The sequence below is a fragment of the Peribacillus sp. CSMR9 genome, assembly GCF_033141925.1.
Classification (GTDB): domain Bacteria; phylum Bacillota; class Bacilli; order Bacillales; family DSM-1321; genus Peribacillus; species Peribacillus simplex_A.
In genome coordinates this window covers 39,140-52,289 of record NZ_JAOPHO010000004.1, presented here as the reverse complement: position 1 = coordinate 52,289, position 13,150 = coordinate 39,140, and the positions used below count along the sequence as shown (strand labels likewise).

At 35.6% G+C, this 13,150-nt stretch carries 9 protein-coding genes; 4 read left to right on the top strand and 5 right to left on the bottom strand.

Features of this window, described 5'->3' with window-relative positions; genetic code table 11:
* Positions 1-127 precede the first annotated feature (127 nt).
* Both N9I19_RS04530 and N9I19_RS04525 read right to left on the bottom strand, forming a co-directional pair.
* Positions 128-1,666, bottom strand: coding sequence for a glycosyltransferase family 2 protein (locus N9I19_RS04530; RefSeq protein ID WP_317777105.1), 1,539 nt, complete (start codon positions 1,664-1,666; stop codon positions 128-130).
* A gap of 90 nt (positions 1,667-1,756) precedes the next feature.
* Positions 1,757-5,086, bottom strand: a complete 3,330-nt coding sequence (locus N9I19_RS04525) for a CDP-glycerol glycerophosphotransferase family protein (protein WP_284469235.1) — start codon at positions 5,084-5,086, stop codon at positions 1,757-1,759.
* 1,106 nt (positions 5,087-6,192) lie between these two features.
* Between N9I19_RS04525 and tagD the strand changes: the two genes are divergently transcribed.
* The 4 genes from tagD (at position 6,193) to N9I19_RS04505 (ending at position 10,572) form a co-directional block, all read left to right on the top strand.
* On the top strand, positions 6,193-6,591 hold the full coding sequence (gene tagD / locus N9I19_RS04520; RefSeq protein WP_061465620.1) for a glycerol-3-phosphate cytidylyltransferase: 399 nt from the start codon (positions 6,193-6,195) through the stop codon (positions 6,589-6,591).
* Positions 6,584-7,747, top strand: a complete 1,164-nt coding sequence (locus N9I19_RS04515; protein WP_317777104.1) for a CDP-glycerol glycerophosphotransferase family protein — start codon at positions 6,584-6,586, stop codon at positions 7,745-7,747. The genes tagD and N9I19_RS04515 overlap by 8 nt, the downstream gene beginning before the upstream one ends.
* Before the next feature lie 576 nt (positions 7,748-8,323).
* Entirely contained in the window at positions 8,324-9,361 is a 1,038-nt protein-coding gene (locus N9I19_RS04510) for a C40 family peptidase (RefSeq protein ID WP_317777103.1), read from the top strand.
* A gap of 284 nt (positions 9,362-9,645) precedes the next feature.
* Positions 9,646-10,572 carry an LCP family glycopolymer transferase gene (locus N9I19_RS04505; RefSeq protein ID WP_317777102.1) on the top strand — a complete coding sequence of 309 codons (927 nt, stop codon included), beginning with the start codon at positions 9,646-9,648 and terminating at the stop codon, positions 10,570-10,572.
* A 42-nt stretch (positions 10,573-10,614) separates the two neighbouring features.
* Here the strand turns inward: N9I19_RS04505 and N9I19_RS04500 are convergent, their stop codons facing one another.
* The 3 genes from N9I19_RS04500 to N9I19_RS04490 form a co-directional block, all read right to left on the bottom strand.
* Positions 10,615-12,381, bottom strand: a complete 1,767-nt coding sequence (locus N9I19_RS04500; protein ID WP_317777101.1) for an LTA synthase family protein — start codon at positions 12,379-12,381, stop codon at positions 10,615-10,617.
* Between the two features lie 140 nt (positions 12,382-12,521).
* Positions 12,522-12,683: a hypothetical protein gene (locus N9I19_RS04495; RefSeq protein ID WP_317777100.1), complete on the bottom strand. Its 162-nt coding sequence runs from the start codon at positions 12,681-12,683 to the stop codon at positions 12,522-12,524.
* Positions 12,667-13,149 carry an SLAP domain-containing protein gene (locus tag N9I19_RS04490; protein WP_317777099.1) on the bottom strand — a complete coding sequence of 161 codons (483 nt, stop codon included), beginning with the start codon at positions 13,147-13,149 and terminating at the stop codon, positions 12,667-12,669. Before N9I19_RS04490 ends, N9I19_RS04495 begins: the two co-directional genes overlap by 17 nt.
* Between the last annotated feature and the right edge of the window lies 1 nt (position 13,150).

Genomic DNA, 13,150 nt, shown 5'->3' with positions numbered 1-13,150 from the left:
AGCCTATTAACACAATCCCCATAACCCACTACATACAATCATCATCAAACTTCTTCTCAAATATATCAAATTAAAAATAAGCTCGCCCAATAAAAGGGAGAGCTTATTTTTGGTGTACCTCTAACAGCTACTCCAAAGACTTTATAGCTAGTCCCAAATTATTTGCCACTGTTGTATAAAACTCCACATTTTTGTTATTATACGCCATCTTATTTTTCAGGATTCTTTTAATATTCACCAATTGATAATCATTGTATCGAATGAACACTGTAAATAATGACTTTTCCATTCGGTCAATTTCATCTAATGAAACAGTAAAATGACCTCTATTACCTTCTATTCGAACTTCACAGTTGATTTCATTGTCCATTCTTTTTCTATCACGTATTAATACGGACTCTATGTTGTTTATATCATCACCATAAATCTCAAAACTCTGGTGGTAGACATTATCGATAACATAAGAATCTATTGCACGAGCAAGCATCGGTATCCTTACGAAGCGATAATCACCTTCCAGAAATGGAAGTTCATAATAAGGCAAACAATCTTTAATAAGATATTTTTTATTAGCATCTTGCTTTAACCATTCAAATAACCTTACGAAATCATCAATACGATCCGCCATGAATAATTCAATGGCAAATTTATAGATAGGGACTTTAAATTCATTCTTAAAGTCATATGACAGGTTTTTCGTTGTTTCGACAGCATCCCTTAATACTTCTATAAAATCTTCTTTTTTCTTGGATTTCACAAAAATTTGACTGTCGAACGTTTTTACAATATCGTACTCATAAATCCGGTTGAGGGCCACTCTTTTCAGTTCAATGGCTATATCCTTGGATTGAATATACCTTATTATTTCGACATCCGCTTTTCTTTTATCTAACACATTCGTAACACGTGTTAAAGAATTTGGATTTTCTGAAGTTCTGTTGACATAATAAATAGGTTTTTTAGTAGTTGAAACTGCTCTGACTTTAAAGAAAACATCTGTAAAAAACCATTTATCTTCACCGAATTTCATATTTGGAAAACCAATTTCATTTTCTTTAACCATAGACAAATTCATCATTCTGGCCGTTGGACCCATATGATAAAAAAAGTGCGGTACATCCAATGGGGTAATGCTTCTTCTTTCTTTAATAGAAGCAAACTCACCAATTACAGTCTCTGACTCAGATTCGACTTTTACCGTTTTGCCCACTACATAATCATCACCTGTTTCCTCCAGGATGTTATAGAGGCTTTCCAGTCCATCAGGAGCAAGCCAGTCATCTGCGTCCAAAAAAGTTATATATTTAGATGTTCCCAGTTCTATTCCTATGTTTCTGGGGGTCCCAGGTGACCCATTATTTCCCTCAAGGGAAACTAAACATATATTTTTATATTTAGCTGCATACTCCTGAATAATTTTAACGGTATCATCAGTCGAACAATCATCTATAATTATATATTCAATCTGATCTATACCCATGGATTGATTTATTACTGATTCAATCGTTTTTCTAATGAATTTTTCAGCATTAAAAGCAGCAGTAACTACAGTGACTTTTTTAACTTTTCCTAAAAATTTATTTCTTAAGCTTGAAGGATTATTTTTTATTTGAATATTGCTGCTCTTTAAAAGTTCCCTCGCTTTTTGACGCACCAAAAAATTCATACGGTTCCTCTCCTTTATGTGTAGAGGCACATGCTTCGATTAGGCAGCCAGTTTACCAGTTACTTAAAAGCAAAAATACCCTTTAAGGAATCAATCATCAAAAAATTTATCCACGATTCTCTGTGTAGCTTTACCATCTTCTATTCCACAATACTTCTCTCTAAATAAACTATATCTCTTTTTGTATTGCTTGTTTATTTCATCAATATCGCCAATAGTTTCGATAATCTCTTCAGTTGTTTTTAAAAAAGGACCTGGTGCTTCTTTTTCAAAGTCCATATAGAATCCACGGATGTTATCTCTGTAATCTTCCATATCATAAGTGTAGTACAAAATCGGACGAGCAGTATTAGCAAAATCGAACATTACTGAAGAATAATCAGTAATCAATATATCAGAAATCAGGTAAAGTTCCTGTATATCTGAATAATTGGATACATTTATAACGAAATCCTCAAATTCACTCGGGATGCTGAGATTATTACTTATAACAACATGCATCCTTAACAATAGGACATATTCATCTCCAAGTGCTTCTTTCATTCTTTCTAAATCAAATTTCAACTCAAAAATAAATTTATTATTTTTAGATGTTTGATTATCCCGAAATGTAGGAGCATATAAGATGACTTTTTTTCCTGTTGGTATCTTCAGTTTTTCAATCACGGACTTGGCGGTCATTGAAGCATCTTCCCTATAAAATAAATCATTTCTTGGATAGCCCGTTTCTAATATTTCTCCTTCATATTTGAAAGCACTTCTGAAGGCCTTGGACGCATAGGGACTTGGTGATATTAAATAATCCCAAGTTCTCGTTGCACCATGAACCCGATTTAAGTACCCATCGTCTCTTCCTTGTATATTTTCTATATCAAATAGCATTTTTTTCAAAGGGGTACCATGCCAAGTCTGAATATAAGTCGTTTCCTTCCTTTTGCTTAGATAGGTAGGGAAGTTTTGATTATTTATCCAATAGCCGGCTTTAGCTAAATAATAATAGTATTCCGGGCTTAAACGTTTTACCAGCTTCGTATTCTTTCCTTTTATTGGTAAATTACCATTATACACCCAAACTTTTTTATAATTATTGTCCCTTTTCACTAGCTCTTCATATATATACTTGGGGCTATCTGCGAATTGTTTTCCTATTCCACTTTCAAAAAGAATAAGATTCCTGTCAACCGGGATAAGCCTAGACATAATTTTATATACATTTTTCATAACAGGGAAATACTTTTTACTTTTCCTAAATCGATTAACAAAGAGCTTAACAACCGGATGGTTATATAATTTACTTAGTGAATTTGGATCTTTTTCAGCATGTTGAATCACTTCGAATATCCTTGAATTAGAATGAACATCGCGATATTTAATAAAACGGTCGGCCTTGTCCATATACTTTTTCTTCATGACAAAATCAGACTTGGCATATTCGGCTAAAACACCTAACAATTCATCCAATTCATCAACGATTTCACCCGGAAGATCGTTATCCAAATCCAAATGTGACGGTCTTTTCCCTATAAAACGGTTTCTATCAAATTGATAGTAAATCACCGGTTTATGCAGGAAACTGAAGTCAAAAGCTACACTTGAATAATCCGTAATCATAATCGCACTTTCCTTAATTAATCTTTGGACATCCACTTCACCCTGACTAATTACCCTAACTGGAGCATCTTTAAAATAAGACGTGAATTTCTGCATATTAGGGTGAAGGCAAAAAATGATTTCAAACCCATTATTTTTAGATAAATCATGTAAAACCGGGTGATTCACTAATTTCTGATACCTTTCAAAATACTCGCTTTCCAAAAATATTTCATCGGATGTAATCCAATCTCTCCATGTTGGAATGATCAATAATTGCCGCTTTATTAAAACATCACCCTTAAACAGCGAGTCGAACCTTGACAGTCCCGTTGTGAATACTTCTTTTTCGTTGTACCCAAAATCAGTTACGATCATATCCTTTTCGAAGTCTGAACTTACTAGAAAAACATCCGTACTAAAACCAGAGGTTGCCTTTTTCCCGTAGTTTGCCACCATATTCTTAGTACCCATAACACCATGCTGTAGAAACACCTTAACACCCTTAACACGATTTTTAAATTCAGATGTTCTTAAAGGATATAAATAATCTGGATGATGTGATGAAATAATACGTGTTGATTCCATTGTCTTTTTAATATGTTCCTTTGACTTGAAATAAAGTATATTTCCAAAGGGCTCGACGTTCTTAGCTTCCACAGAACTCTCTTCTATTACATAATACACTTCTTTTTCAGGGTGATTTTCTCTCATATATTTAAAAAAATGATATCCAGTATCCTGGGCTTTATAAGTTCTTTCTCCAATAATCCAGACATCCTTTTTCTTTTTAAATAAACCCAGAAATCGCCTCCACCCCATCATCCTTTTTAAGTATCGATATGTTTCCGTAGGGAAGGTAAACACTTCCAAAGATAAATTAGCTGCTTTAAAGGTATAGTATGGATTGACTATAGCAACTCCATTATCCGAGATAACATCGGTCTTTTTAGTGAATATTTTAGTTCTGGTGGTTGGTCTTCCGACGCGTATCATTTTCGGCTCTTCCTGATCATGCAAATATAATTTCATGTAAATATCATATACATCATCTTCCAAATCCACACTGACCAATTGTTCTAAATCCAAATTCATATCATATATATATCGATTCAGTCCATATTTCTTAATATTCATTTCCTTATTATGAATAAAAGATATATTTGCCTGATATTCTTTGTCACTTTGCCTGCCTTTTACTAGGCTCTCACCTTTTATTATCTTTGAATTCTTGGTGAAGATTTGACCACTAATATGCATTGTCTTCGATTTGTTGGTGATTTTTTCGATTTGAGACTTAATCGAAATTTCAGGGGTCTTATTGATATAAAGAGATAAATTCCCTTTATTGGTTATAGAGAATATACTTTGTTTATCTTCATAGGTATAAAAACCTAAATTGTTCGTGTATGTTTCCTGAAAACGCCCTAGACGAATTGGATATTCAATATTAACCTGTTCGCATACTTCTACATATTCAGCTTTATGTTCAATATTAAGGATTGATTTTTTGCTTAGATTTTCAACTGGAACGGAAACTTTGATATAACAGTCATAAACAGAATGGGGTTCATCTTCTAATTTTCGGATTAAATCTATTAGATTTATTTCAAACTCAAATTTATGTGAAACCACCGATTCCGCTATTTTAAATTTTTGATCTTCATTTCCCCTAGAATATAGCCATAGTTCTTTCGCACAATAATGTTCTTTTGAAAATTGACCTTTTATAAAGAGCGTATTTTCCTCTTGCACAATGGACAGAACTTGTTTCAACTTAATTTTAGGGGTTTTTCTTGCTTTCCTTTTTCTAAGAAGCTTTTTTATCATTTTAGACCACCTATAACAAATTATTTAAATAAATGAATCTTTCATTGCACTTTAAAATCATAAACTTTTTTCGGTTTTTCCTCAATATCAGGTGAAATGTTCATATATTACCCAAATCGCCTTGAATATACAAAATGGGACATTATTGGTTAGCTTATCCTAATAGAACCTTTAAATGTGAGTCACTTGCAGCTTACATCGAATATTACATATCTTAATTTTTTGATATCGTTTGGGTTGAAAACAACACCTTTACTTCAATCGGCTAAAAGACCAAGTTCTACAAGCCAATGACTGTCCCCTTGAGCACAATGTGTTCGTTGCCAAGGAAGGACTAACGTAAAAATCATTTGCATGTCCTTCCGTTGCCAGCCAGAATAGAAAGGGTATAGCAAAATCAAGATGCTTAATAGCATAGGAGCATTCTTAACATCATAGTTAACGCTTTCAATACAGGAATAGGCTAAATAGGTCTATAAAATGTTCTCCGGTAGGTTTAGAGTCTATACATGACTCATCCTCTGTCCTTCATAGATCGAATTTAGATTTTTTAATGACACTTTCAACTTCTATATTATATAACATGGATTTTATGATGTTCTCACCTACAAATGGTAAAATGTGAATGGCTTATGCTAATTACAGCAAGAATCATATTTTTTTTGTAATTTTGTTAAGCAATCACCTTTGACTCCAAGTAATAAGAGTGGTGTGTGTTTGAAATTATATTAAATACTATTCAATATAAACCATACAATATCTATTTCAATATAAAATATTTTGTATGGACACATTAATATTCCCTCCAGAATAATACAACTTAGTCAACATTTAATTATAGCTTAAAAATTAATATCTACAATTATCATTAAATTAAATAAATGTGGTTTATTTGTAAAAAAATTGTGGTTTATTTGTAAAACTATTAAGTTATAATTAATAGGAGAAAGACTTACTTAAAAACGCATTTGTCTTGCCTTTAAGCAAAAAGCTGAATGCCCTGAAAAGCTGGTTACCTGTTTTATTGTTTCATTTAATATTCTAATAGTCCAAATATATATCCTAATTTAATTAAGGAAATAAAGAGTCTTACAGGAGGAATAAAAATGAAGAAAGTAATCACTTATGGAACCTTTGATTTACTTCATTGGGGTCATATCAATCTATTAAAACGTGCTAAAGATTTAGGGGATTATCTTATCGTTGCCATTTCCACGGATGAATTCAATGCTTTAAAAGATAAAAAGGCTTATCATAGCTTTGAAAACAGGAAGATGATCCTTGAATCAATCCGCTTTGTGGACGAGGTTATACCGGAAGACAATTGGGAACAAAAGAGAGAAGACATCCTTCGTGAAGGTGTAGATATCTTTGTAATGGGAGATGACTGGAAAGGCCAATTCGATGAATTATCTGAAGTTTGTGAAGTGGTCTACCTTCCAAGAACAATTGGCATTTCTACATCCCAAATTAAAGATGACCTTTTACAAGTTACTAATGGCTAAAGAATTCGCGATAGGAATTTACCTTTTTTGTTTTAAGGTTTTATTCTCTATCTTTAAAATTTTCCCTTTACGTGATAAAACGACCTTTGTCACATCATTCGGGGACAACTGCCAATATATAGCGGATGAAATGGACAAGCAGGACATTCCTATTCAAAAAGTATTTTTAATGAAGCCGAGCAGTCATATAGAAGTGAAGGACGATGGAAAAACCATCGTCCTTCCGTTTGAATCTAATAATATCATTGCCATGATCCAATCGATTTATCACCTCGCTACATCAAAATGGCTCATCATTGATAATTATTTTGGCTTTCTTTCAGCTATTGCATTCAAAAAGCAAGTGAAATGTGTTCAAGTGTGGCATGCGGCCGGTGCCGTTAAGCAATTCGGGGCAAAAGACCCTTCCATTCAAAACCGCTCTGCCCGTGCAAGGACAAGATTTTTAGAGGTATATAAAAAATTTGATTATGTTACGTCAGGTTCAGAGAGAATGGCGGAAATTTATCAAGAAAGTTTTCAATTGCCGACATCCCATATTCTAAGAACCGGGATACCTCGGACTGATTTCTTTTTCAATGATGAATCAAAAAAAACTGCACGCAGTTCGTTGCTAGCCAAATATCCAGAACTTGAGCATAAGAAAATCATTTTATATGCCCCTACATTTCGTAATGACGGCTTGAACAACGGAGAGATTGCACTCGATTTGGAAATGCTCTACAAGGAACTAAAGGACGAACAATATGCGTTATTACTTAAACTGCATCCAGCTGTAAAAACGGGGGATGATCTACAACATAAATTCCCAGGGTTCGTTTACCCTGTCAAAAGTGAATTTCACGTAAATCAACTGCTGATCAGTACGGATCTTTTAATAACCGATTACTCTTCGATTCCATTTGAATTCTCTTTTTTGGAAAGACCAATGATATTCTTTGCATATGACTTAGAAAAGTATGTGAAGGAACGGGGATTTTGGGAGGATTACGCCTCTTCCATGCCCGGACCGGTGGTATCTACCACTGAAGAGCTTTTAGGGAAAATACGGGTCGCAGATCAATCATTAATGAAGATTGCTCCCTTTAACCAAAAATGGAATCAATACTCCACAGGAAATTCAAGTAGGAATTTAGTTGATTTCCTTTTTAAATAAGGCTGTTTTCACATACTTTGTTGCTATTTACCAGGTAGTGAGTTGTGGTTGATTTCCCCTCCAGATGCTCGCTTTCCGCGGGGCGGGCGGTGAGCCTCCTCGGCGTAAACGCCTGTGGGGTCTCACCTGTCCCGCTGCTCCCGCAGGAGTCTCGCACTTCCGCTCCAATCAACCTTAAATAGTTTCGTTTTAAAAACAACAATCTTTACGAAAAGAGCCTTAAATAAAGTCAACCCACTTTGTAAAATGAAGTCGGTTTTTAATGTTAAGTGGCAGAATATCCAATAACCCCTCATAAAAAGAGGAAATACCTTCTCAATGTGAAATTAGATGGGACAGGAAATGAACATTCTAAAAATAGCGCTATTTTTACAGGGATTTACAAATAGGAAAACACGAAGCCACATTGTGAGAAAGGACTCATATTATAGAAAATATTGTAGATTACATCTCTCAAAACTAACCAATATAAACCAGTAAAATACTACTATTTTCCCCTTGTAACAAAAATGTAATATTTTTTAACCCTTTTCATTTGTTAGAATAGGGAAAAAGACATATTCGAGGTGGAAAACCGTGAAAAAAAGTGTAGTCGCATTTTCGACATTAGCCATTTTATCTTCGACTTTTGTTTCTCCTGCCCTTGCCAGTACATATACAGTCAAAAGCGGCGATAACCTAAGTAAAATTGCACAGAAGCATAATACGACAGTAAAAGACTTAAAACAGCTTAATAACTTAAAAACAGACATTTTGAAAATTAATCAAAAATTAATTACATCCAACTCCAAAACAACATCAAATGCTTCTTCAGTTTCCGTGAAAAAAACAAAAAATACCACATATACCATTGTTTCAGGTGATACCTTAACAAGGATAGCAAACAAGCATAACCTTACACTTGCTGAATTGATGAAATTGAATAACTTAAAATCCGATAGAATTTATGCAGGTGCTAAACTTATCGTATCTAAATCAACCACTACCACTACCATTGATTTACCCAGCAGCTCCAAGCCGTCCAATGTTACACAGACCCCAGCGAATTCAGCTACATACATTGTGGTAAAAGGTGACACACTTTCCGGAATTTCCAAAAAAACCAATTTGACTGTAGCTCAGCTTAAATCTAACAACTCGTTAAAATCAGATTTAATCAGAGTTGGACAAAAACTAAAATTAGGTAAATCGGCAAGTACAGCCCCTGCAGATAAAAATGATGGAAAAGTGGAAGCCCCAAGTTCCGGGAACAAAGTAACCACACTCGTTTCCGAAGCAAAGAAATTAATTGGATCACCTTATTCGTGGGCGGGCGCCTCCCCATCAGGTTTCGATTGCAGCGGATTTATTTACTATACGTTCAAAAAGGCCGGGTATGAAGTTTCCAGGCTATCATCTTCCACATATTATGATATGGGTAAAAGGGTTACTTCACCGAAAAGTGGCGATCTTATCTTCTTTGCAACGGGTTCTAATAAATCAGTTGTAAGCCATATGGGAATCTACTTGGGCGGTGGGCAGTTCATTCATGCCTCAACAAGTAAGGGAGTAGAAATCACTTCTACTTCAAACTCCTATTTCAAGAGCAGAATCATCGGTTATAGAAGTTTATAGGATTTACTTGCAGACTTTCTCTTAAAGCCGAAGTTCATGTAAGAGAATCACATCTTCTTTTTATCTATGGGTATATAATTAACTAATATTCGAATGATTAGGAAGCGAAGGAATTCATTTTCTGTGAATCCTTCGTTTTTTTTGAATAAAAACAGGTAAATATGCACTCTAAGTACAAAAAGAAACTATTCTATTTTTGATTAAAAAAAGGTATAGTTAAAAACATACCGACTAGGTACTTTTTCACATCTTCCATTTAGTGGAATGGTTCAGGGAGGAATTAGATGAGATCCGAACAACAAAAAAAGAAAAAGAAACGCAAATCGTTTAAAATAATCGGCTTCACCCTTCTTATCCTTTTCATTGGCACAGTTGCTTATGGAGCTTCAGTTTATCAATCTTTGGCAGGTGCGATTCAAACTATGCAAGGTACTGCGCATAAAACGGATAAGCGTGTAGATGACATCAAGTTCAAAAGCAAAGATCCATTTTCAATACTAATTCTTGGCGTGGATGAAAGGAAAAATGACAAAGGTCGATCAGATACGATGATTGTCATGACTGTTAATCCTAAACAAGAATCCATTGAATTATTGAGTTTACCCAGAGATACGCGTACAGAAATCATCGGTAAAGGCACAAATGATAAAATGAATCATGCCTATGCCTATGGCGGAGTTTCCATGTCGATAAACACAGTGGAGGCCTATTTGGATATTCCGATTGATTATTACGTCAAAATGAATATGGAAGGCTTTCAGGATATAGTGAATGCCGTAGGCGGTGTCACTGTTGATAATGATATGGACCTTGCCTATAAAGGGTATAATTTTAAAAAGGGCACAATCGACTTAAATGGAAAAGAGGCATTGATTTATTCCCGAATCCGAAAGGAAGATCCCCGCGGGGATTATGGACGGCAAATGCGGCAACGCCAGGTTATCCAAGCCGTCATGAAAAAAGGGGCAAGTCTCTCAACACTTACCAATTATGACGATATTTTCGAGGCACTAGGTAAAAACGTGGAAACCAATTTAAGTTTCAATGAAATGTTGAGTATCCAAAATAACTATAAATCATCCCTTAAAAATATAAAACAATATACTCTTGAAGGTGACAATCAAAAGCTAGATGGCGTTTGGTACAACATTGTTCCAGAAGATATAAAACTTGAAGCCCAGAACCGTGTGAAGAAACATCTGGGATTATAATGGAGAAAGGATGGCTTTTATCAGTCATCCTCTTTTTTTCGGTCAATCCTTCGTTTGTTTAAAATAATCGGTACGTATCACTTGGTCACTCAGATCAACCTCCTTTTGGTCTTCTGGTGAAAATCCTTCGACCTTCCCTTTTCCATTTATTTTCATTTGAGAACCATAATCCCCTTTTAATATCAATGCGTCGCCATCTTCGCCATTCAGCATGCTCTCCCCAAAGTATGATGAACTCTTAATATTTAATAAATCGTATAGAGTTGGTAAAATATCGACCTGGCCCCCTACCTTATTAATCGTTCTTCCTTCCATATCCTCCTGATAGATGATCAACGGAATGGGCATATATTTTTCAATCCACTGCTCATCGCTAATTTTATTCTCGTAATACGCTTCAACTTCTTGTTTATCTTTTAAAAATAGTCCATCATGATCTCCGTATATGACAATCACGCTGTCTTTCAATTTCCCGTCATCCTTCAACTTCTTTACGAAATCCCCGATGGCTGAATCTGTATAATGAATTGCTTCGAAATATTTAGTCAGATAGCTGTCCTCTTTTCCAACTTTAGGTTTCAATGTTATCTGTTCCTTCGGTAGCGAAAAAGGTACATGGCTGGTCAGCGTAACGAAAAAAGCGTAATAGGGATTTTTTTTATCTTTTAAGAAATTATAGCTTTGATTGAAGAAACTGCGGTCTCCCAGGCCCATCGATATCATCTCATCCTTCTGCATATCCTCTATGGAAAGATAGTCATCAAACCCTAGCGAGGGATATGCATGCTGCCTATTCCAGAAGTCTTCTTCATCTCCGTGGAAAGCATAACTTTGATAATCCGACTTCTTTAATTCTTTAGCAAGACCCGGAAAATCATTATAAGGGAACCGAAAAAAGGTCGCGCCTTGCTTTAAAGGAAATAAACCGGTATTCACGATCAGCTCTCCGTCAGATGAATTTCCAAATACAGTCTGTGGATATACATGCGGGAAGTACAGACCCTCTTTCGCCAATTCATTCATGAATGGCGTGACCTCCTGTCCGGCACTCTTTTGAAATAGCGGAAACGCCTGTAAAGATTCCACCTGGATGATAATGAGATTCTTCCCTTCCAAAGAGCCTGAAAACGCATGATCCTGCCTGTTCTTTTCATCGAAGTAATCAGAAACGGCCTTCTTTTCTTTCGAAGACATACCATGCCTTCCCGAGTCAGTAAAATAGGCATACGTATCCAATACGTGATGACCGATCGGACCCCAGTTTCGCAAGAAGGTATTCGCCTCATAACGCCGGGTTATATCGACCTTATCGATAAATATATTCTTTACCGGCTTTAGCCCCGCTATCATGAGGAATATTACGGCCGGTACAAGTGCCATATGCTTGAGGGGGTATTTTTTCTTCATGAATGACTCCGCAATTGGAAAGCCTAACAGAAGAAAGATTGAATCCTTCATTTTCATCATACTGAATATACTTTCACCAAGCCCATTCAGATTGCTTTTTTGCATCCACATATAGGAAGTGATAGGTGTCGAGTAATACCGATAAAACCAAATGTCCCCAAGGAAAAAGGCCATGATCGAAAGAAGGAAGACTGAAAAAATGATGCCCTTTAGGACTCCATTCGGTACGCATTCCTTCAGATAAACAATAAAACCGGCAACGCCGATGATTATCGTAAAAATTCCAATCGAAAGATCATTACCCATCCTATCATTCGTATAAATGAAAAGTATTGCCACGATTGAAATGGACATAATCTCAAATAACCGTTCCTTCAATCGCTGATTCAGGTTGTTCTTCATGCTCCTGCCACTTTCCTCTTCATTATTTCCAGGACTTAATTAAGCCTGATTACGGAAGAATACTTATAAATATTACTTAGCGTTGCCATTTATGAGAAACTGCACACAGAAAACAGCATAAATATTTGGCAGTTATCCAACTAGTCTTTAATGTCTTCCTTTAAAAACAAAAAGCCTTCATCGGATGAAGGCCTTTCAACAGTCTTAATCATTTCTGCGTGTTTTGATTTGGCAGTCCGGCAAAAAAATATCGTCCGGCTGCCGCCAATCATCGTGTTTTTCCTACTATCTCTTCCATTCAAAAGCAATCTTCCAATCTTCATCAGGAATCGATTCTGCCAACATATCCCCTTCTTCGAATAAAAACCGCCATGGCATGCTTGAAAGTGCTGGTATCTCACCCAGCTTTGAAAGATCGAAAGCCTTTTTTGCCAATAATTTTCCGTTCCCATCCACTAACAGTAAATCCACGATATCAAACAGGACAGCTTTCTCCAATGAATTTCGTAGAAAAGCCACTATGATTACATCATCCTCCACCCTAGTCAGCTTAACACCGGAAATTGAAATTTGATTCGGTTTTAATGCAGGCAGCCTTTGATGGTGGAATTTATATACATATTCCTCTTGCTTGGAAGTTTCCCAATCCTTGTGAAACATTAGGGAAGTATGAACAGTGACATCCGAATTGTGTACCTTATGCCCATCTGAAGCTAAAGTATTTTCCCTTTCGTTAACCCCTTTATCCCTTTTTCCAAAAAAACTCATC